The sequence below is a fragment of the Salinivibrio costicola subsp. alcaliphilus genome (genome assembly GCF_001996185.1).
Taxonomy (GTDB): Bacteria; Pseudomonadota; Gammaproteobacteria; order Enterobacterales; family Vibrionaceae; genus Salinivibrio; species Salinivibrio costicola.
The window spans coordinates 1-21,048 of sequence record NZ_MUFR01000030.1 but is presented as its reverse complement, the minus strand read 5'-3'; the positions used below and the strand labels follow the sequence as shown (position 1 = coordinate 21,048).

Sequence of the window (21,048 nt, the reverse complement as noted above, 5' to 3'; positions counted from 1 at the left end):
GAGGCGTGTTTTTAGTTTTGGTTAGGCGCTAACAAGTCCTTCTTTTGCATCGGCAGGGAGAATATCCATGGCGTTACCGTATAACGGCGCCAAAGCTCGAACCACATCTGAGCGGCTGATGACGCCAACCAAGATGTTGTCTTTCATGACAGGATAAACGTGCGGTCTAGACAGTGTTTGTGTTTTCGCGCGCTCTAGTGCGGATTGGGTGGTAAAGCGCGTGGCAATGCCCGCATCACTGACCGGATACAGCACTTGGTTGTCAATGCTCATGTACTGCGCCAGTTCAATCACGGATTGGTCTGCCTCAACGGTCTGCACCTCCGTGCGCATTAAATCTTCGACTTTGGTGTCCATGTCGGGTTGGTAATCGTTCCACCATAAATCAACAAAGACATCTTGCACCGAGAAAAAGCCAACCAATTCATTTTGTTTATCGACGACAGGCGCACCTTGCAACTGATAGCGGTTGAGTTGCTCTAATGCATCGGCCACAAACTGGTGGCTTTGCAAGGCACAGTGGGCAGGCTTCATGTTTTTTTCAATGGTTAAGGTTTCTTGGGTCATAGTGGGTCTCTCAGAATAATTCGCAGACGGTAGCGTCAATGAAGAAATTTGCGCTGTTTTATTTTCTCTCTCAGGGTTAATAATCAGCCAGTAGCCCATGCCGACAAGGCCAGCACCACCGACAATATTGCCGAGCGTGACGGGGATTAAATTGGCACTGATAAACTGGATCAGGTTAAGGTCATTGAAGGCAGCCGGTGAATTCCCTACTGCTTGCCAAAAACTGTCGGGCGCGAAAGTAGCAATGCTCATCCCCAGTGGCACCATGAACATATTGGCGACACTGTGCTCAAAGCCGGTGCTGACAAACATGGCCACGGGAAGAATCACCATCACTGCTTTGGTCAGTGGATTTTGCGACGTGAAGGTCATCCAAATCGCCAGACAAACTAGCAAGTTACACAACACCCCTAACGCAAAGGCTTGTATCCAACTGTGATGTAGCTTGTGTTGGGCCACGTGTAATGCGTTTAATCCCCATTGCCCATCGTCAAGTTGGTATAGCCCTGCCACCATCACGATAAACACCAACAGTAGGGCGCCGCACAAGTTGCCGAAATACACTCTTGCCCAGGTATAGAGCAGGCCGCGGGTGGAGATCTTGCCATTGGCACGCGCCAGCATAGACAACACTGTGCTGGTAAATAGCTCTGCACCGCCAAGCACCACCAATATTAAGCCCATGCTAAAGGCAAGCCCGCCCATCAACCGGGTCATTCCCCAGCCGGCGTTACTGCCCGTGGTTACCGTGAGGTAGAACACGAAAGCCAGTCCGATAAATAAGCCGGCCATCATGGCTAGCCCAATCGCCATCCGGGTCGATTTATGGGTTTTACTCTCTGCATAGGCTTCAGCGTTGGCAAGCAATGCAGCGGGGCCCTCCGTTTTAATTGGGGTAGGACTTACCATGCGTTGTCTCCTCTGTCGGCACTATTTGCCCGAGGGGAAAGACAGGTCAACATACAGGTTGTACTCCTTTTTAGACGTAATGTGAATAAAACCAGCCTATTCTTCTCTCTATCAGGAGTAAAATTGATATTTCTTAGGGTAAGAATCATAAAAATTGATAGGGTATTGCCATTAAAGCCAGACAGTAAGGAGCCTGGATGCGGTACTCATTGAAACAGTTGGCTGTGTTTGAAGCGATCGCCGCGACCGGCAGTGTAAGCCGAGCGGCCGACCAGTTAGCGTTGACGCAGTCGGCTACCAGTATGGCCCTGTCGCAGCTAGAAAAGTTGTTAGGGCGGCCATTATTCGAGCGGCAAGGCAAGCAAATGCAGCTCACCTACTGGGGAGCCTGGTTGCGACCCAAAGCACGCCAACTCTTGTTTGATGCGCAACAGATTGAGGCAGGGTTTGATGGACAGCACATTATCAGTGGCGATATTGCCTTAATTGCCAGTCAAACCGCAGCAGAACACCTTATTCCAGACCTTATCAGTATTATTGATAGTGATTTCCCCGAGCTGCGAATCGACTTTACCGTGAAAAACACCGAGAAAGTCATTGATAGTGTGCGCCGTTATCAGCACGACTTGGGGATCATTGAGGGGCGTTGCGATGATAGCCGCTTAAAGCAGCAGGTATGGTGCCATGACCACCTTGTGGTCGTGGCGGGCAAGCACCATCCTTATGCGCAGCGTGATCAGGTAAGCTTGGCGCAACTTGAACAAGCGCAGTGGGTATTGCGAGAGCCGGGTGCCGGGACACGACATAGTTTTGATAGTGCGATTCATGGTGTTATTGAAGATCTTGATGTGCGGCGAGAATATGAACAGGTGCCTGTGTTGCGTACTTTGGTGGCTAACTCCAATTACCTAAGCTGCTTGCCCTATTTAGATGTTGAAAAGTGGATTGAACGCGAGGAGCTGGTGGCGCTGAACGTGCCGGAGCTCAATATGCGTCGAACACTGTCTTTTATCTGGCGAGCGGATGGCGCAGATAACCCTTTGCGTGACTGTATTATTCGTGAAGCCATTAGGATGACCAAAGCCCGCCGGCGCGAGATGTAAGTCGCGAGACAGAGGTATAACGACGTGAAAAAAGTATAAAGACGCGAAAAAAAGCCGGCCACAAGGTGACCGGCTGATGGGTGGTGCGCAGAGGTGCGTCGGATTAATACATGACGTTATGACCATAACTGGCAATAATGTTTTTGACGTTATCCATCATTTCTTTTGATGGTGTGCCCACGTCTTTTAACTCATATTCGTAACCCAGCGCTTCCCATTTATGTTCACCAAGCTGGTGATAGGGGAGTAATTCCACCTTTTCGATATTGTCCATGCCTTTAATAAACTGACCTAGGCGGTGCGCGGAATCATCGTCATCCGTATAGCCGGGCACCACGACGTAACGAATCCAGGTTTTTTGTCCAATTTTGTGCAAGTAGTTGGCAAAATCGAGCGTGCGGCGATTCGATACGCCTACTAAGTCTTCATGAACCTCATCATTGAGCTGTTTTAGGTCCAGCATGACCAAATCGGTTGCATCAAGCACTTCATCAATCACGGGCGTGTGCTTACGGATATAGCCGTTGGTGTCTAAGCAGGTATGAATACCTTTGGCTTGCGCGGCCTGGAAAAAGTCTCGGACAAACTCTGGCTGTAACATAGCTTCGCCGCCCGATGCGGTGACCCCACCGCCTGATGCGGTGATGAAGTGGCGATAGGCCAATACATCTTTCATGATCTCATCGACAGTGACTTCTTTCCCGCCGTGAGTGTCCCAAGTATCGCGATTATGGCAATACTTACACCGCATCAAGCAGCCTTGCATAAAGACAATAAAACGTATCCCAGGGCCATCTACGGTCCCACAAGATTCAAAGGAATGGATGCGACCAATTGCCGACATAACTGTCTCCAGACTGCGAATTGCGATACTGTCATTTTATTACAAAAACCGGCCTCAACGTAAGGAAATTCCCCTCTTTTTCGCACTCTCTTTGTGAACGTTGCTGTGGTGTTACACCTCTGTCTTTGGGTTGATCACAGTTCCAGTTTTCTATGCCAGCACAATGAGAGCTAATCCAGATAATCTCCATGTTGTTTTTGTGTCTTCTGGCCTTTTTGTCCAAACTAACGTGCGACATGCAGAGTTACCCATATATGGCCTTTCAGGCTGCATGTGAGCTTAATAGAGCCGAGTATCAGGCTAGGATCAACAGTAAACGCTAGGGTATATAATGAAAAAAATCAGTGATCTGAGAGTGAAAAATAAGCTTGTTGCGCTCATGTTGATAGCCATTGCATTGCTGGTTGCGATCAGTATGTTCACTATCCAAAAAGAGCGTGATCAAGCTTATGCCGAGCGAACCGCTTCGCTAAGGGCCAATATAGAAGTGGCGCAAAGTGTGGTGAATTATTACCGCCAGCAGGCATCAAGAATCGGCGAAGAGGAAGCCAAAACGCAGGCGATCGCGCAACTGAACCAGCTTCGTTATGACGGCGATAACTATTTTTGGGTGCTCAAGCCTGATCTCACGATTGTTAACCACCCGATAAAGCCCAAGTTGAATGGCACCAGTGCGAGCAGTTTGACCGATGGCGACGGCAAGCACCATTGGCGAGAAATGGTAACAGTGAGCAAAGGGTCACAAGGCGGTATGTTGGATTATACTTGGCGCTCACCGGAAGGTGAGATGAAGCCCAAAATCTCTTATGTGAAACGCGTAAATGGTTGGAACTGGATTATTGGCTCGGGCACTCATGTGAGCGATATTGAAGCGCAGTTTATCCAGTCAGCGTGGCAAATTGGTGGGTTAACGCTTATCGCGGGGGTGATCCTGTTAGTTTGTGGTGCGTTTGTCAGTCGCGACATCGTTGTGCCGTTAGATGAATTGGTCGAAAAGTTTGATCGGATTGCAGGTGGGGACTTACGCATTGAGTGCGGCTATACCCGTCATGATGAAATCGGTAAATTGGCGCGGCGTATGGATACAGCTATGGAGAGTGTTCGTGAAGCCATGCGTGTTGCCCATGATGAGGCGAAGCAGTCTTCTACTATGGCGTCGTCGATTGCATCAGCGAGTGAGCAGAGTGCACAAAGTATTCAATCTCAGCGCGCGCAACTCGAGCAACTGGCAACGGCGATGAACGAAATGACAGCAACTGTCGCTGATGTCGCGGATCACGCAGAACAAACTGCGCAAGCCACCAATGATATTTCCTCGATGGCGGAAGATAGCAATCATAAATTGGATAGCACGGTAGCCAGTATCCGTGAAGTTGCCGAACGTATCGCTGGGGCAGATAAATTGGTCAATCAGGTCAAGCAAGGCGTGATGGAGATCAGTGATGTCGCGACGGTTATTCAAGGGATCTCTGAGCAGACCAATCTATTGGCCCTAAACGCGGCGATTGAGGCGGCACGTGCCGGTGAGCAAGGTCGTGGCTTTGCGGTGGTGGCCGATGAAGTACGCTCGCTGGCGCAAGGTACGCAAAAATCAACCACGCAAATCCAAGGGACGATAGAAGCGCTGACCAATAACGCGATTGAAGCGGCAGAGGCGATGAAATCAAGCCATACGTCCAGTGAAGCGAGTGTAGAAACCGCGCTTGAAACTCAGCAGCAGCTTAAAGATATGGTGAGTGCGCTACATGGCTCTAACGATCGCGTGGTACAGATTGCGGCGGCGGCCGAAGAGCAGGGGACGGTGTCTGAAGAAATGAACCAAAACGTCAGCAACATTCATAACTCAGCGAACGAAGTCAGTGGGGCGGCTTCTCACCTGGCAGAGCAAAGCCAGCTGTTGGCAGATTCTGCACGAGAGTTGGATAGACAACTGGATCATTTTGAAGTGTAACCCAAATAAAAACCGCCAGCATTTGCCGGCGGTTTTTTATTAGCGTATCGCGTACGCTTTATCGCTACATCTTACAGTGAAGACGTGAAGGTACGTGTAATGACGTCTTGTTGCTGCTCTTTAGTCAGCGAGTTAAAACGTACCGCGTAACCAGAAACACGGATAGTCAGCTGAGGATAGTTCTCAGGGTTTTCCATCGCGTCTAGTAGCATTTCACGGTTCATCACGTTCACGTTCAGGTGCTGGCCGCCTTCTTGACCGCTTTCATGGTGGAAGTAACCATCCATTAAGCCCGCCAAGTTCGCGCGTTGGGTGTTTTCGTCTTTACCCAAAGCATTTGGCACAATAGAGAAGGTATAAGAAATACCGTCTTTAGCGTGAGCAAATGGCAGTTTACCGACAGAGGTCAGTGACGCAACCGCACCTTTCTCATCACGGCCGTGCATTGGGTTCGCACCTGGACCAAATGGCATACCCGCTTTACGACCATCTGGCGTATTACCGGTTTTCTTACCGTATACTACGTTTGAGGTGATCGTTAGGATAGACTGAGTCGGAACCGCATCACGGTAAGTTCTCAGTGAGCGGATTTTGTTCATGAAGCGTTCAACCAGGTCACAGGCAATCGCATCAACACGCTCATCGTTGTTACCAAACGCTGGGTATTCACCTTCGATATCAAAGTCGATAGCAATACCGTCTTCGTCACGAACTGGCTTCACTTTTGCGTACTTGATTGCGGCCAATGAGTCAGCAGCAACGGATAGACCCGCAATGCCACAGGCCATGGTGCGATAAACATCACGATCGTGGAAGGCCATCAATGCCGCTTCATAGCTGTACTTGTCATGCATGAAGTGGATGCTGTTCAGCGCAGTCACGTACTGTTTCGCTAACCAATCCATCAGGTGATCCATGCGGTCCATGACTTTGTCATAGTCCAGCACTTCGTCAGTCATCGCTGGGTGCTCTGGCGCAACTTGGATTTTCAGCTTCTCGTCAATACCACCGTTGATGGTATAAAGGAGCGTTTTAGCCAAGTTGGCACGGGCGCCAAAGAACTGCATTTGTTTACCAACGATCATCGGTGATACGCAACAAGCGATCGCGTAGTCGTCAGATTCAAAGTCAGTGCGCATCAGATCGTCGTTCTCGTACTGGATAGACGAGGTATCGATAGACACTTTGGCACAGAACTTTTTGAAGCCTTCAGGCAGTTGCTCAGACCAAAGCACTGTGATGTTTGGCTCTGGGCTTGGGCCCATGGTGTACAGGCTGTTAAGGAAACGGAAGCTGGTACGAGAAACCAGAGTACGTCCGTCTAGGCCCATACCGGCAACAGATTCGGTGGCCCAAATTGGGTCGCCAGAGAAGAGATCATCATACTCAGGCGTACGCAGGAAGCGTACCATACGCAGTTTCATGACGAAGTGGTCAATCAGCTCTTGCGCTTGTTCTTCTGTGAGTTTACCGGCTTCAACATCACGCTGTAGGTAGATATCAAGGAAGGTAGACGTACGACCGAGCGACATGGCCGCGCCGTTTTGTGTTTTAACCGCACCCAGGTAACCGAAATAGGTCCACTGAATCGCTTCTTTTGCGTTTTCTGCTGGGCGAGAAATATCACAGCCGTAAGACGCTGCCATTTTTTTCAATTGGCCCAACGCGCGGTGTTGCTCTGCAATTTCTTCACGCAGTTGCATGGTCATTTGCAGATCTTCGCCGCTTTCAAATTTCTCTTGTAGAGAATCGAATTGCGCTTTTTTGTCCGCCATCAGGAAGTCGATGCCGTATAAAGCAACGCGACGGTAGTCACCGATGATACGGCCACGGCCATAAGCATCAGGTAGACCTGTCAAAATGCCTGACTTACGACACTTGAGGATGTCAGGGGTGTAAATATCGAAAACCCCTTGGTTGTGAGTCTTACGATGTTCGGTGAAGGTTTTCTTTACTTGTGGATCCAGTTCGCGGCCGTATGCGTCACACGAACTTTGAACCATACGAATACCGCCATTAGGCAGCATAGCGCGTTTTAGCGGTGCGTCGGTCTGTAGACCAACAATCTGCTCCAGATCTTTCTCAATGTAGCCGGCATCATGAGAGGTCAGGGTAGAAACCACCGACGTATCAAAATCAACCGGGGCATGCGTCGCGTTTTCTTGCTTGATGCCTTCCATCACGCGCGCCCACAGTTGGCGAGTCGCGTCAGTTGGCTCAGACACTAGGAATGATTCGTCACCCTCATAAGGGGTATAGTTTTTTTGGATGAAGTCGCGAACGTCAACGGCTTTGCTCCAGTTACCTTCAACAAATCCTTCCCATGCATTGGAATTGTGCTCAGACATGTTGCACCTACCTGTTCTCTTTTCAAAAAGACATGTGTTGGGACCAAGGCCAGTCATAGTGTTGTGTCAGTATGGCTGACGCTGTGACCCATCGATTTATCCGGATGCCCCGCCCGAAAGCGGGGCCGTGTTATTACAATAAAGGTGGAATGCCGGGAATCATTCCGACTGCCAACATAGCAGCCACACAAATGATCACTGTGGCGGTTGGAATCACCAGACGATCGATGGTCGATAGCGTACCAGGACGCTCTTTATCACCGATAAGACCGTTGTTGTCCAAGAGCATAGTGACTGCCCAACCAAAGACTGGGTTAACAGCCATGGAGGCGAAAATACAAATACCGGCTGATTGGCTAGACTTCGCGTCTTTAACCATTTGCATCCCTGCTTCAAGAAGCGGCAGGAACACACCTGATAATAGTGCAATGGTCATCACCGGTGGCCAGGTTGCTACATCCATTGGATAACCAATCAACGCAACCGCAATACATAACAGACCGAGGACAATGGCCCCGCCAGGAATCGGGCGACGAGCAATCGCTGCAGGAATCATATAAGTGCCCCATGAGGATGTGATATTACCCCCACCGACTGATGCCCCAACGATTTGGCGGATAGAACACCCTGTCATGGTGTCATCCACGTCCATCAATACCTTTTCGGCCTTTTTCGGGTAATTAAGTTCCTGGAAAATACGGTGACCAAGAAAGTCTGGCGACCACATCGCTACCGCGAGCAGAGCAAATGGTAGTGACGCAAGAAAGTGCGATAGGGTTGGTAAGCCCATTTGCCAACCTTGCTCGGTTGATCCCCACCAGTAAACCGGGTTTAGGTTTGGCACACCCGGTTGTGTCACAAACTCTAGTGATGAGCCGGCACCTAATGCGGTAGCAATCAATCCACCGGTAACGGCACAGACAGGAATCGCTAACCAGCGTTTACCAATGCGAGCTAAAAAGGCATAAATCACAATGGATACGGCCAGAATGACAATGGATATATAGCCCATATCAATGGCAGCACCCCAGGCTAGCAGGCTCTCAATTTGACCTTTTGCCCCGCCAAAGCCCAAGAAAATCAGCAAGCCACCCGCTACCCCTTGGCTGGTTAGGTTCACTAATTTAGACCCGCCTTTGACATAACTGAGTATCAAGCCAAAGGCACCGATTAGGATCCCCAAGGCGAGAGGATGTGCGCCGGCGAGCGCGATGGTCCCGACAAGCGGGATCATTGGCCCATGGTTACCGGCCAGGTTAGCGCGTGGATTGATAAATCCGCATAAAAGGACACAAAAAAGGAGTGCGGGGATAAGCATTTCAACCCGCGCGACCTCAACAGCAAACGCTTTACCTAAAGTCACATGATCCCACGCGGCGGTTAGCCCCTCAGCCCATGACATCATCACTGCAGAATACATAGCGATAATGCCGATGGTACCGGCCAGCGCGGGAACAAGATCCTCAATTTCAAAACGGAAGTCACGGCCAGGCAGGTTCAAGCCCCAACGGCGCGGACGCATAATTTGTAGTTCGTGATTCAGGTAGTCAGCCCGGGAGGCAAATGAAGAAGCCGGCTTGTGCTTCTTTTGATATTCGCTCTTTTCATCGTGACTCACACTGCGGTCTTGAGCATGTGTTGCCATAATTTCCTCGTCTACAGAAAGCAAAAGCTTTCGAAACAGCGACTTAGCCAGTCTTGGTTTATTTTTAACGCTGGCCTTGTGGCCGTGTTCTGTTTCGTTATCAGCATGCTAACAACAGGGTGATTCCCGAATGTTGACTTAGATCATTACCGTGTAATTTTTTTACGTGCTACGCCGGTGTTTACCGAGATTCTAGACCCATTATCGCGTTCACAATCCGACTAAAGTCGCTATTTTGTAATTTAATTACCAATAAGGGCGGTAAATATGTGCCACAAAACAGCAAGATAACGGCGTTATTGTGTGGCGTTTCGTCGGGTTTGTTGTGAGCGCATGTTAACAAATAAAGACAGCAAACGTTTGTTCGCTGTAGTGAATAAAAAAGATAGGTTATAGTCGAGGTGTTGTCTTCTAAAAATGGATTTTCATGTTGCGATGCTTATGTTTGTTTCCCGTTGAGTCTCGAATGCTTGTTTCTGTTAGTCGTCGACTTGCAATGATGCTTCTGTTTTTACTGTCATTCGCGACGGCGCAGGCGGCAGAAATAGCGGACGTAAGTGCCTCTATCGAGCGTGGAAATTATCAGCAAGCTCTGAAGTTGTCAGCGGCGTTACTGGCGCAGCAAGGCGATCAAAAGCTTGTGTCACCTCAGCGCGCCGAACTCTGGCGCTTACAGGGCATCAGCTATCTCTATCTTAATCAGCGTGCCGAAGCTTATCGTGCCTATCAAAACGCGTTAGCTTTGAACTCACTGTCAGAAGCCAGCGAAGCGGATGCACTTGCTGCCGTGATCCGTTTGGCCTATCGGGTCAAGCAATATGATGAGGTGTTAAATTATGCGCGCCAACTCAGTGAGCACCATCATTTATCCCCCTCTTCAGGCCGTCTTGCGATGCAGGCTGCTTATTCTTTGTCGCGATTTGATGTGGCGATTGATTATGCCAACCAGCTTCAAGAACTCGACGCACTTGATGCCTTTGTATTGCAAACAAAGGCGCTGAGTGAAATGGCGTTGTCGCGTTATGGTGCCGCGGCGGCGACGTTTGATCAGTTCGTGAATGCGGCTGATGTGGCGCCCAAGTGGCTCGAGCAAGCCGCGCGTGCGCATGTTAAAGCGGGGACGCATCGCACTGCTCGGCAATATTTAGCAAGGGCCAGGGCGGATATTGCGCTATACCGAGCGATTGCTGTTTCTCGACTTGATTCCAACGAGGCTGAGCAGGCGTTATTGTACTGGCAGCAGGGGCTACAGCAGCTTGACCGTGTAGCAACGCGTGATGAGCAGTTATTTATGGTGCAATGTCTGATCAAAAATAACCAGCGTGTAGCGGCTCTGAATCGAATTAGTGAAGTGAATTTAACCCAGCCGGATAAACAGACGTTGAAGTTGCAGGTAATGCTGGCTTATCAATTAGGCCATTGGAAAGAGGTCATTGATACGGCGCAAGTGGCACTGTCTTATGGGTTGAAAGACGATAAGATGCTTTGGCAGTGGCTGGCCATTAGTGCGATTAAAGCGGGCGACTACACGCTTGCTGACTATGCGCTTGACCAATGGCAAAGCAAGGATCCGTCTGAGCTTGTCGATCGCTGGCGAGACACGCTTGAACTGCTTAAAGCAAAACGTGCAACACGGCGTGACAGTCGCACCTCGTAATCCGATCTAGCAGATGTCTATTATTGAGTACAATACTGTCTTCTAATAGAAAAGAAACGCCTTTTTGTTCACAGTTTTGTCACCTGTGTTTTGTCGCAAAAATAAAATCAATTGCATCTTTATCCTCTTTTATCCTCCTTTTTATTTTGTCTTTATCAATAAAAACAATCTTTTTTCTTGCGTTTGCCTCTACACTTATTGTGGTTGAGGACTCAGGCATCGCGGGTAGTCGCCCAGATACTGAGTGTTCATTTTTTCAGCATTAAATATTGTATTTGACTTTTTATGCAGTAATAGTGACTATAATAAAACAGATTTAAAGGTTAACAAAATGTTGCTCCTTAAGAGAAGGGGTGATATTTTCAATTGATAAACTCAATACAATAATTATCACGGATGATAGGAGTTAGCGCATGACGGATGCAGTAGCGCTACAGGTTAAGTCACTTAAAAAAAGCTTTGGGCAGCATCAAGTGCTCAAAGGCATTTCACTCGATGCCCACCGCGGCGACGTCATCTCGATTATCGGGTCTTCCGGGTCTGGTAAAAGTACCTTTTTGCGCTGTATTAACTTACTTGAAACCCCTACTGGCGGTGAAATTTGGGTCAATGGTGAATTGATCAAAATGAAAAATAACCGTGCAGGCGATCCGGTGCCCGTCAGCGATAAACAAGTACAGCGCATTCGCTCTCGTCTGGCGATGGTGTTTCAGGGGTTCAATCTATGGTCGCACATGACCGTGCTGCAAAATGTGATTGAAGCGCCAGTGCATGTGCTCGGCGTGCCCAAAGCAAAAGCGATTGAAGATGCTGAAGCCTTTCTCCATCGGGTTGGCTTATACGAGCGCCGTGACTACTATCCCGGCCACTTGTCAGGCGGCCAGCAGCAGCGTGCTGCCATTGCACGAGCGCTTGCCGTCGAGCCAGAAGTACTCCTGTTTGATGAGCCAACCTCCGCGCTTGACCCCGAGTTAGTGGGGGAAGTGTTGGGCGTGATGCGTTCACTGGCCGAGGAAGGGCGCACCATGTTGGTGGTAACCCATGAAATGAGTTTTGCGCGTGATGTCTCTAATCATGTGATGTTCTTGCATCAAGGATTAGTGGAAGAGCAGGGCAACCCGAAAGAACTGTTTGATGCACCTGACTCTGAGCGTCTGCAGCAATTTATATCGTCAATATACTGATTAATTAAATATAATTATCAATAGCATAACCATGCAATAGGGCCTTTGCCCACACAACATCGTTAAACGACAGGAGAAAGGAAGATGAAAAAATGGCTAGTTGCCGCCGCCGTGATGGCCGCAGTTGGGTCAACCTCCGTTGCAGCCAAGGATTGGAAGGTCGTACGTTTTGGTATTGAAGGCGCCTACCCTCCTTTTAGCTGGACCACAAACGAAGGTGATCTCAAAGGTTTTGATGTCGATATGGCCAATGCGCTGTGTGAGGAAATGCAGGCCAAGTGTAAGATCGTCGCGCAAGATTGGGATGGGATCATTCCGTCACTGCTGGCGCGTAAATACGATGCCATTATCGCGGCGATGTCGATCACAGAAGAGCGTAAAAGAAAGGTAGATTTTACCAATAAATACGCGTTAATCCCGAACAAGTTTGTGGCCGAAAAGGGCACGGATCTCACCTTCACCAAAGAAGGACTCGACGGGGTGAAAATTGGTGTACAGCGTGCAACCACACACGACAAATATCTTACCGACAACTATGGCGACGCGGTTGATATCGTCCGTTACGGTACGTTTGATGAGGCCTATCTTGATCTAAAAGCGGGTCGTATTGAATCTATTTTGGGTGATGCTTCCGCTTTGCAGCAAGGGCTTCTCGATAAAGAGGGTGGCGATGAATTTGAATTTATCGGTCCTTCTTTGACTGACCCTGAGTGGTTTGGCGAGGGCTTTGGGATTGCGACACGCAAACAAGACAAAGCGCTGACTGAGAAACTTAATCAAGCAATTGATTCATTACGTGAAAAAGGCGTGTATGACGAGATTGCTGCCAAATACTTCGACTACGACGTTTACGGCGAGTAAAAGGCAGGCGGGCAGCATGAAAGTGCTGCCCGAATCATATGATTGATTTGAAAGGTTACGAGTGGTCCCTGCTTGAAGGCGCATGGGTGACCCTTCAGGTTGCGCTATTATCACTGGGCTTGGCCATGTTACTCGGGATGCTCGGGGCGCTTGCCAAATTATCTAAATTGGGTTGGTTGCGTGGCATTGCGACCGTTTATACCACGGTGATTCGTGGGATCCCTGATTTGGTACTGATGATGCTGATTTTTTACGGCGGTCAAATGCTGCTCAATAACAGCTTATATGGCATGAATGAATGGCTCAATGAGTACATGGCAGGACAAAATCCCGATCATGACTGGACTGCCTATTTACCCGACTATATCGACGTTAGCCCGTTTATCGCCGGGATCCTAACCATTGGTTTTATTTTTGGTGCTTACATGGCTGAAACCTTTCGGGGGGCCATCATGGCGGTCGACGCCGGCGAGATGGAAGCCGCGCGCGCCTATGGTATGAGCAGTAGTTTGGCGTTTCGCCGCATCTTGTTGCCACAAATGATCCGCCATGCGCTGCCAGGATTTGGTAACAACTGGTTGGTACTGTTAAAAACCACCGCGCTGGTGTCCATTATTGGCTTGGATGACATGGTGCGTAAAGGCGCGTTGGCAGCCGGCTCGACCCAAATGCCATTTACGTTTTACTTTACCGTCGCGCTTATTTTCTTGCTCTTTACCAGCATCTCGACCACCGGGCTGCGTTGGATGGAGCGTCGCTTTAGTATTCATACGCGGTAGGTGACTATGGATTTTTCACTTGTACTCGAAACCTGGCCGATTTATCTCGATGGCCTTTGGACGACCGTATGGCTGGTGGCCTCCGCGTTAGTGATTGGTTTGCTGGTGGCCGTGCCTGTCGCCGTGGCGCGCAATGCACAGTTTCCGCTTTGGCGTTACCCTGCGTGGGCGTTTATTTACTTTTTTCGGGGGACGCCGCTACTGATCCAACTGTATTTGATTTACTACGGCCTAAGCCAAGTGGTAAACGTTGAAGATTCGTTGTGGCAACATGCATGGTTTTGTGCGCTCGTCGCGTTCGTCCTCAACACTGCAGCGTATACCGCTGAAATTATTCGTGGCGCGATCAATGGCTTGCCCAAAGGAGAAGTGGAAGCGGCGATTGCCTATGGCATGAGCCCGTATAAAGCCTTTTCGCGGATCATTCTGCCCAGTGCGATGCGCCGTGCTTTACCGGCATACAGTAACGAAGTGGTATTTATGCTTCACGGCTCGGCCGTCGCCGGCATTATCACCATTGTTGATCTCACTGGGGCGGCTCGGATTGTGAATTCGCGTTATTATGCGCCCTTTGAATCTTTTTTGACCGCGGGTGTGTTCTATATGGCGCTGACATTTAGCATCCTATGGATGTTCCGCTTAGCAGAGCGTCGCTTTTTACGTCATATGCGGCCCTTGAGCTAGCTGTTATAGGCATATCGCAAAATGACAAACGCCGCAGCATAGCCATGCTGCGGCGTAATAATATTAAGCGGCGTCTTAAGCGATATTGTTAAGCGCGCTTGCGCGGCCAATTCGAGGGCTTATTTAAAGGTGGCCCAAATTGGCGCGTGATCGGAGGGTTTTTCAATGCCGCGCAGCTCGTAATCAATCCCCGCATCAATACAGCGGCTGGCAAGATCTTGGGTGGCTAACACCACATCAATGCGTAAGCCACGGTTATCATCAAAACCGCGCGAACGGTAGTCAAACCACGAGAACTGATCATTCACCGCTGGATGTAGGGTGCGGAAGGTATCCACGAAGCCCCAATTTATCAACGTCTCTAACCACTCACGCTCTTCAGGTAAGAAAGAGCACTTACCGGTGCGTAGCCATCGCTTGGCATTGTGATCGCCAATACCAATATCGTCGTCTTTAGGGCTGATGTTGATATCGCCCATGACCACCAGGTGTTCGCTGGGATCACGACCCTCTAAATAGGTCATCAAATCTTGGTAGAATTTACGTTTGGCAGGAAATTTGGTTTCGTGGCTACGGTTTTCCCCTTGGGGAAAGTAACCATTGAGAACGGTGACAGGTTGGCCATTTTCGCCTTCAAACGTGGCCATAATCATACGGCGTTGGGCGTCTTCATCATCGGTTGGAAACCCTTTTTGTACGCTGATTGGCGACTTTTTGCATAGCATCGCCACACCATAGTGCGCTTTTTGGCCATGAAAGTGTACTTCATAGCCCATGGCTTCGACATCGGCGAGTGGAAAGGCATCATCATGCACCTTGGTTTCTTGCAACCCGATCACGTCAGGCTGGTGTTTTTCAATTAAGGCTTGCAGTTGATGTAAACGCGCTCGAATACCGTTGATATTAAAAGAGATGATTTTCACGTGTGAGGCTGCCTTTGTTGTCTTATTGATAGTAAGACACTTTACCAGCTTCGTTCAATGAACGGAAAGGCGGCCTCAATGCAATGCTCGGCGTATGGTGACGAGGATGCGTGGTACGTAATGGGGGGAGATTAGCTTGCGATCGAAAAGGCGCCTAAGCACTCACCTTGACTAAAAATCGCGCCTTCTTGGGTGCAGGGGTCAAAACGCAGGGTAGGTTGAGACAAAACAGGAAGACGATGAAGCAAATGCTTGAGGATAATATCCCCGTTAAACTGATGGATCACGACCTGCCAGTTGGCAAGATTAGGAAGAGCAAAATTAACTATCAATGGCGTTCCTTACTGATTTAAATGTGGTTGATGGTGTTTGTGGTTGTGTTTGCGCACGGCGCAAATGATACCAGTGACGCAGTCTGCCGTTTGTTGCAGCCATATTGGATCTCCATATATTTAACAGATCGTGGTGCTTTACAGTTTGTGCTGCTTAATAAGTCAGCACGTTGTCAGTCAAGCTATTACCACAAGTAAAGTGATACCAGCGCATCGGTTTTTGCAAATAAACAGCGTTCACAAATAAACAGCGTGGTAGCAAATAAAGTGTTCAAGTTAACGGGTTATCAATGTAGGAAAAAAGCGAAAGTGGAATACTGCAGAGAGTCTATGCGGGAAATAGCGTGGTCTGTCTCGACTTTGACTTGATGTCTTTTGATGCTCCGTATCTAGAGCTTTGGCCACACTACAGCATTTTTTTACGATGTAAAGGGTTTTAACCAATAATTTCTTGGTATTGACGACTATCAACGCGGCACATCAGCACCGCGTTAATGATTCTAGCGCTCGCTTATCCTATCGCCAGCTTTGTCTCGGCATAGCGTAGCTTTTTCTTTCTTGGGCTGGCTAAAAAGTAAGCCAAAGTTAGCGGACCCAGTCGGCCAGCAAACATCATAAAAATGATAATAAACTCACCCACATCAGATAATGACCCAGTGAGTCCTCGTGAAAGGCCTACCGTTCCTAATGCGGACACGGCTTCAAACACCACATCCGTCATTTCTGCGCTTTCACTCAACAACAAGCAAAAAATAGCGAACCAAGTCATCCCTATCGAGATAAGAGACAGAGCTAACGCTTTACTGACGGTGTCTCTGGCTATTTCACGTTTATAGACGTAAATCGCTTCATCACGACGTAAAAATGCATATGTTGCCAAAACAAGTACCATAAAGGTGACGACTTTTATGCCACTAGCGGTACTTAGCGATCCTCCTCCAATAAACATTAGCACCAAGATAATGGCGGTGGTTGCATCCTCGAGCTGATCAATAGCCAATGTATTAAAGCCAGCAGTACGCGGTGTTACTGCTTGAAACCACGAAGCAAGCCATTTTCCAGATTCACTCAAGGGAGCCAGTGTATTGGGGTTGTCGTATTCAATGAGGTAAATGGCAATTAACGCTACACCATTAATTAAACATGTCCCTATGATCATCATTTTGCTGTACACCGTGAGCTTTGACCAACGCCGATGACGCCGCAAGTCGATCCATACGGTAAAGCCTAAGCCCCCGATAATAAAGAGCGCAGTAATGGTCAGATTGACTGTAATATCATCGACATATGGCATTAGGCTATCGGCGCTGAGGGCAAACCCTGCATTATTAAATGCACTAATGGTGTAAAAAAAGCCGTGGAATAAGCTGTCACTCCAACCTAGCTCGCCCTGCCAGCGCAGTGTGAGTATTGCCATCCCAATCACTTCAACCAGTAGCGCGAAAACAAGTACCGACTTAGCTGTTGACGTTAACGTTGAGGCATCTGTCTGATTGAACGCTTCACGCGCGACGGTTCGTTGTAAAAAACCTATCCGTCCGCCCAACGCAATTAACGTCACAATGGCAAAGGTCATTAAACCCAGCCCACCACACTGGATAAGCAGTGCAATCACCGTTTGCCCAAACATAGTGAACTGGGTACCTGTATCAACAACAACAAGCCCAGTGACTGTCACTGCTGAGGTTGCTGTAAATAGGCTTTGAATCCAAGAGATAGGCGCAGTCGTTGCGAAAGGCAATTTTAAAAGACATGTTCCTAATAGAATCAACAATGCAAAGCTACCACTTAGAATCAGCGGTGGTGCACCTAACAGTTTCTTACCCGCTTTCGGTTTACGCTCTACGGGGCTAACAGAGGGATGCCATAACACCATGTCACACTAACCTCGGGGCAATATATTTCAGTTCGGCTCGGGTTCCACACAAAAGTAATTGATCGCCTTTACGCAATTCAAAGCCTGTATCTAACCCCGTGATTACCTCTTGACCGCGCTTAACCAGCAATGGCGTGATGCTGGTCCGCGCATCGCCAAGTGCATGTGCAATTGTCCTATCATGAAGTTTGGGTTTTATTTCAATTTCTACAACGTACAAGCCATGACCAATGGCAAGATAATTATTAACCATTGGATAGTTTAAAGACTGGGCAACACGTATGCCCATTTCTTCTTCAGGATGAATAATACGAGACACGCCCAATTTAGAGACAATCGTATGGTGCGCTTTGGTACTGGCTTTAACCCAAATCTCTTTGACACCTAGGTTCTTTAACGCAAGCGTACACAAGAGACTGGATTGCATATCTTCTCCAATCGCGACAAGCACAGCATCACTATTTGCTAAATCAAGTTCGCGTAGTGCATTTTCGTCTGTGGAGTCACAAATAACCGCTTGGGTCAAATCTTCCACATATTGCTCAACCATTTTAGAATCTTTATCGACACCGGTAACGGTATGACCAAGGTGAATAAGCTCGAGGCTCGCTGCGATACCAAAACGACCTAACCCAATGACAGTAAAATGTGCCATAGCATGATAACCTTATTATATTTTCCAAAAATGGGGTAATAACATAGCTAGAACCGTAAAGTACTCTAGCCGACCAAGAATCATTGCCAAATTAAGCAACCATATCCCAATATCACTTACAGGCTGGAAATTGCTACCTACATCACCAAAACCAGGGCCTAATACATTAATACAAGCGACAACAGCAGTGAACGATGTCCAAAAATCAAGCCCAGTCATCATCATTAAAATCGTAAACACAACCGTGGTTAATACTACCAATGACATAAACGCCATAATGGCATTGGTAACATCAGACGACACGGCCTTATTTTGGTATCGAATTGGGATCACTGCACGCGGATGTGAAAGCTGTTGGATTTCACGACGTATCACTTTAAATGTGATGATATCTCGAATGATTTTATTACCACCTGCTGTTGAGCCAGAGCAGCCGCCAAGATAAGCACAGAAAACTAAAAACAATGCAGTTGCGGCCGGCCACGCACCTAAATCAGCAGCACCGTAACCAGTACTGGTAATAAAAGACACGACATGGAAAAGTGCAAAGCTTACCGAGGATGCCAATGATGGGTAAGTTTCGGTTTTATAGAGATAGAGGCCTAACACACTCCCCAAAAAAAGAACAATGAGTACGAATATTCTGGCTTCTTCGTCTTGAATGTATAACTTCACGCCTTTTGCACCGCGCTGAAAAACACGAAAATGCAAACCAAAGTTGATAGCCCCTAACAGCATAAAAACATTCGCAATCATTAAAATGCTATGGCTTTCAAAGTACCACATGCTAGCATCATGCGTTGAAAAGCCACCGGTAGAGACGGTTGTAAAGCTGTGGCCTATGGCGTCAAAGAGAGACATGCCTGAGACGTAATAAGAAAGAGCGCATAATGCCGTAATAGATAAATAGACTCCCCATAGATAATGGGCGGTTTTTGTTATCCGAGGAGAAAGCTTGTCGTCTTTTATTGGGCCAGGTGTTTCTGCTTTAAGGAGACGCATTCCGCCGACATTGAGCATCGGCAAGACCGCCACAACAAAAATAACAACACCGAGCCCACCCATCCATTGTAGAAATTGACGATACATTAAAAAAGAAGGCGGCATTGCGTCTAGGCCTGATAAAATCGTAGCACCTGTTGTGGTTAATGCACTGATAGATTCAAACACCGCATCAGTAAAGTTAACGCCGGTCACTGAATAAATGGGTAATGCACCGAGAATACCAGTGACAACCCAAGTCAAGGTTGCGAAAATAAGTGCTTCTCTAAATGCTACATTATCTAGTGTTTCTCTTCTGAAGAAGAATGAGATCAAAAACGACACAAACAATATTGCGGTGGCTGGGCCAAAAAAAAGTTTAGATATATGATCGTTAAATAAAAAAAGCGACAACAGGCCAAAGACAAACTGGACAATGCCCATCCATAGAATGGGCATCGATAATAAACGAACGGTGCTTTTAGGGTTAATCATGGTCATCCTCGTTAACACAAAGGCGATAACCAATGCCAGGTTCCGTTTTTATTATGTTGTGTTGACTTGCGTCCTCACATATCTTTTTTCTTATCTGACTGACTAAAACACGCAGATAATGGTTGTCTTGCCTGTGTGTCTCACCCCAAATTGAGATGAGAAGGTCATCTTGTTTTACTAAACAGCCGTTTCCTTCCATCAGTATTTTCATGAAATGAAACTCTTTCTTCGTTAACGAGACTAAACGAGAGTGATACCAAAATTGATGGCTTGACAAAGATAGACTTAACTCACCACACTGAATGAGGTCCTCGGTTTTCTTTGAAGGCGCGATTAAATCTCTAACGAGCACTTTTATTCTTACAATGAGCTCTTTCACGCCAAATGGCTTGCTTATATAATCATTTGCACCGGCTTCGAGTAACGTAATTTTCTCTTCTTCCTGATCGCGTGCGGTGAGAATAATAACCGGTGTTGTATGTCCTTTTTCTCGAATGTGATTGAGTAAAGAAATACCTTCGCCGTCGGGTAAGCCTAAATCCAGCACAATCACATCGGGGGACTGATGCTGAATAACACTTAATGCACTCTCTAATGAATATGCACCGAGATAATCAAACCCTTCTGCATTCAGTGATATTCGTACAAATGTATGGATTTGTTTTTCATCATCAACCAATAATACGCGGTATGCCATCATTACTCTCCACCATCCACAGGCAAACGAATTCTCATTAAACAGCCTATTTCTGAGTGTGCTAACTCAATCCTGCCCTGATGTGCACGTATAACTCCATTAGCAACCGCCAGCCCCAGCCCTGATCCACTGTCGCTTTTTTTATCCTCGTGCGTTGTATAAAAAAGATCAAATATCTTATGTGCATGTTTTAGGGGGATCCCTTCACCCTGATCTTTTATATCGATGTATATATTGTTTGATTGACTATATACATGGATAGTCACAATGGTGTTTGCCGGAGAATATCTTAAGGCGTTATCAATAATATTAAACAGGGCCTGTTCTATTAGTGCACGGCTAACCGGCACAGTAGGAGATTCAGTGCTGGTGATTTTTACTCGTTCAGGCTCATGACACCGAGAGACAGAAACATTGATAACATCGATGATGTTTTCAGCGTTTTTATTGATCACTAAGCTATACCCAATTAACTTGAAGATGCATGATTGAACATCTGAAAGTTATCGTTAATACGAGACGTCAAAGACCCTGCGATCTCAGGAAGAGTCACAGTA

The 21,048-nt window shown here is 47.7% G+C and carries 18 protein-coding genes; 7 read left to right on the top strand and 11 right to left on the bottom strand.

Annotated features, from left to right (window positions below):
• Positions 1-21 precede the first annotated feature (21 nt).
• The gene (focA, locus tag BZJ21_RS10945; RefSeq protein WP_077669785.1) at positions 22-1,476 is read right to left on the bottom strand and encodes a formate transporter FocA; all 1,455 of its coding nucleotides are present in this window, start codon (positions 1,474-1,476) and stop codon (positions 22-24) included.
• Between the two features lie 197 nt (positions 1,477-1,673).
• Between focA and BZJ21_RS10940 the strand changes: the two genes are divergently transcribed.
• Positions 1,674-2,579 (top strand): LysR substrate-binding domain-containing protein, encoded by a 906-nt coding sequence (locus BZJ21_RS10940; RefSeq protein WP_077460102.1) that lies wholly within the window; start codon positions 1,674-1,676, stop codon positions 2,577-2,579.
• Between the two features lie 103 nt (positions 2,580-2,682).
• Here the strand turns inward: BZJ21_RS10940 and pflA are convergent, their stop codons facing one another.
• Positions 2,683-3,423: a pyruvate formate lyase 1-activating protein gene (gene pflA, locus BZJ21_RS10935; protein ID WP_021023997.1), complete on the bottom strand. Its 741-nt coding sequence runs from the start codon at positions 3,421-3,423 to the stop codon at positions 2,683-2,685.
• Positions 3,424-3,754: 331 nt separating this feature from the next.
• On the opposite strand from pflA, the gene BZJ21_RS10930 reads away from it, so the two are divergent.
• Entirely contained in the window at positions 3,755-5,374 is a 1,620-nt protein-coding gene (locus tag BZJ21_RS10930) for a methyl-accepting chemotaxis protein (protein ID WP_077669784.1), read from the top strand.
• A gap of 71 nt (positions 5,375-5,445) precedes the next feature.
• Here BZJ21_RS10930 and pflB read toward each other — a convergent pair whose 3' ends face one another.
• A complete protein-coding gene (gene pflB / locus BZJ21_RS10925) occupies positions 5,446-7,722 on the bottom strand; it encodes a formate C-acetyltransferase (RefSeq protein WP_077460104.1) in 2,277 nt (758 codons plus the stop codon).
• A gap of 133 nt (positions 7,723-7,855) precedes the next feature.
• The gene (locus BZJ21_RS10920; RefSeq protein WP_077460105.1) at positions 7,856-9,367 is read right to left on the bottom strand and encodes a DUF3360 family protein; all 1,512 of its coding nucleotides are present in this window, start codon (positions 9,365-9,367) and stop codon (positions 7,856-7,858) included.
• A 496-nt stretch (positions 9,368-9,863) separates the two neighbouring features.
• On the opposite strand from BZJ21_RS10920, the gene BZJ21_RS10915 reads away from it, so the two are divergent.
• The 5 genes from BZJ21_RS10915 to BZJ21_RS10895 all read left to right on the top strand — a co-directional run bounded on the left by BZJ21_RS10915 (position 9,864) and on the right by BZJ21_RS10895 (position 14,532).
• Complete coding sequence (locus BZJ21_RS10915) at positions 9,864-11,024, top strand: tetratricopeptide repeat protein (RefSeq protein WP_131826344.1); 1,161 nt, start codon at positions 9,864-9,866, stop codon at positions 11,022-11,024.
• Positions 11,025-11,437: 413 nt separating this feature from the next.
• Positions 11,438-12,208 (top strand): ABC transporter ATP-binding protein, encoded by a 771-nt coding sequence (locus BZJ21_RS10910; RefSeq protein WP_077460107.1) that lies wholly within the window; start codon positions 11,438-11,440, stop codon positions 12,206-12,208.
• Between the two features lie 84 nt (positions 12,209-12,292).
• Entirely contained in the window at positions 12,293-13,069 is a 777-nt protein-coding gene (locus BZJ21_RS10905) for an ABC transporter substrate-binding protein (protein WP_021024003.1), read from the top strand.
• Positions 13,070-13,107: 38 nt separating this feature from the next.
• A complete protein-coding gene (locus BZJ21_RS10900; protein WP_077460108.1) occupies positions 13,108-13,848 on the top strand; it encodes an ABC transporter permease in 741 nt (246 codons plus the stop codon).
• A gap of 6 nt (positions 13,849-13,854) precedes the next feature.
• On the top strand, positions 13,855-14,532 hold the full coding sequence (locus BZJ21_RS10895; RefSeq protein WP_021024004.1) for an ABC transporter permease: 678 nt from the start codon (positions 13,855-13,857) through the stop codon (positions 14,530-14,532).
• A 119-nt stretch (positions 14,533-14,651) separates the two neighbouring features.
• Here the strand turns inward: BZJ21_RS10895 and xthA are convergent, their stop codons facing one another.
• The 7 genes from xthA to BZJ21_RS10860 all read right to left on the bottom strand — a co-directional run bounded on the left by xthA (position 14,652) and on the right by BZJ21_RS10860 (position 20,946).
• Positions 14,652-15,455 carry an exodeoxyribonuclease III gene (xthA, locus tag BZJ21_RS10890; protein WP_021024005.1) on the bottom strand — a complete coding sequence of 268 codons (804 nt, stop codon included), beginning with the start codon at positions 15,453-15,455 and terminating at the stop codon, positions 14,652-14,654.
• A gap of 131 nt (positions 15,456-15,586) precedes the next feature.
• Positions 15,587-15,787: a hypothetical protein gene (locus BZJ21_RS16120; protein WP_077460110.1), complete on the bottom strand. Its 201-nt coding sequence runs from the start codon at positions 15,785-15,787 to the stop codon at positions 15,587-15,589.
• Positions 15,788-16,298: 511 nt separating this feature from the next.
• Positions 16,299-17,663, bottom strand: a complete 1,365-nt coding sequence (locus BZJ21_RS10880) for a TrkH family potassium uptake protein (protein WP_077660911.1) — start codon at positions 17,661-17,663, stop codon at positions 16,299-16,301.
• 1 nt (position 17,664) lies between these two features.
• Positions 17,665-18,318, bottom strand: coding sequence for a potassium channel family protein (locus tag BZJ21_RS10875; RefSeq protein ID WP_021024009.1), 654 nt, complete (start codon positions 18,316-18,318; stop codon positions 17,665-17,667).
• Between the two features lie 15 nt (positions 18,319-18,333).
• Positions 18,334-19,794, bottom strand: a complete 1,461-nt coding sequence (locus tag BZJ21_RS10870; protein WP_077669782.1) for a TrkH family potassium uptake protein — start codon at positions 19,792-19,794, stop codon at positions 18,334-18,336.
• Positions 19,787-20,491 carry a response regulator transcription factor gene (locus BZJ21_RS10865; RefSeq protein ID WP_077669797.1) on the bottom strand — a complete coding sequence of 235 codons (705 nt, stop codon included), beginning with the start codon at positions 20,489-20,491 and terminating at the stop codon, positions 19,787-19,789. Before BZJ21_RS10865 ends, BZJ21_RS10870 begins: the two co-directional genes overlap by 8 nt.
• Positions 20,492-20,493: 2 nt before the next feature.
• Complete coding sequence (locus BZJ21_RS10860) at positions 20,494-20,946, bottom strand: sensor histidine kinase (protein ID WP_158075526.1); 453 nt, start codon at positions 20,944-20,946, stop codon at positions 20,494-20,496.
• Positions 20,947-21,048 lie beyond the last annotated feature (102 nt).

Bases quoted from the DNA above. Each gene is read 5' to 3' on its own strand.
- BZJ21_RS10870 (WP_077669782.1), bottom strand. From the start codon at position 19,794: ATGATTAACCCTAAAAGCACCGTTCGTTTATTATCGATGCCCATTCTA.
- BZJ21_RS10910 (WP_077460107.1), top strand. From the start codon at position 11,438: ATGACGGATGCAGTAGCGCTACAGGTTAAGTCACTTAAAAAAAGCTTT.
- BZJ21_RS10915 (WP_131826344.1), top strand. From the start codon at position 9,864: ATGATGCTTCTGTTTTTACTGTCATTCGCGACGGCGCAGGCGGCAGAA.
- focA (WP_077669785.1), bottom strand. From the start codon at position 1,476: ATGGTAAGTCCTACCCCAATTAAAACGGAGGGCCCCGCTGCATTGCTT.
- BZJ21_RS10875 (WP_021024009.1), bottom strand. From the start codon at position 18,318: ATGGCACATTTTACTGTCATTGGGTTAGGTCGTTTTGGTATCGCAGCG.
- BZJ21_RS10880 (WP_077660911.1), bottom strand. From the start codon at position 17,663: ATGGTGTTATGGCATCCCTCTGTTAGCCCCGTAGAGCGTAAACCGAAA.
- BZJ21_RS10900 (WP_077460108.1), top strand. From the start codon at position 13,108: ATGATTGATTTGAAAGGTTACGAGTGGTCCCTGCTTGAAGGCGCATGG.
- pflA (WP_021023997.1), bottom strand. From the start codon at position 3,423: ATGTCGGCAATTGGTCGCATCCATTCCTTTGAATCTTGTGGGACCGTA.
- BZJ21_RS10930 (WP_077669784.1), top strand. From the start codon at position 3,755: ATGAAAAAAATCAGTGATCTGAGAGTGAAAAATAAGCTTGTTGCGCTC.
- pflB (WP_077460104.1), bottom strand. From the start codon at position 7,722: ATGTCTGAGCACAATTCCAATGCATGGGAAGGATTTGTTGAAGGTAAC.
- BZJ21_RS10905 (WP_021024003.1), top strand. From the start codon at position 12,293: ATGAAAAAATGGCTAGTTGCCGCCGCCGTGATGGCCGCAGTTGGGTCA.
- BZJ21_RS10920 (WP_077460105.1), bottom strand. From the start codon at position 9,367: ATGGCAACACATGCTCAAGACCGCAGTGTGAGTCACGATGAAAAGAGC.
- BZJ21_RS10895 (WP_021024004.1), top strand. From the start codon at position 13,855: ATGGATTTTTCACTTGTACTCGAAACCTGGCCGATTTATCTCGATGGC.
- BZJ21_RS10865 (WP_077669797.1), bottom strand. From the start codon at position 20,491: ATGGCATACCGCGTATTATTGGTTGATGATGAAAAACAAATCCATACA.
- BZJ21_RS10940 (WP_077460102.1), top strand. From the start codon at position 1,674: ATGCGGTACTCATTGAAACAGTTGGCTGTGTTTGAAGCGATCGCCGCG.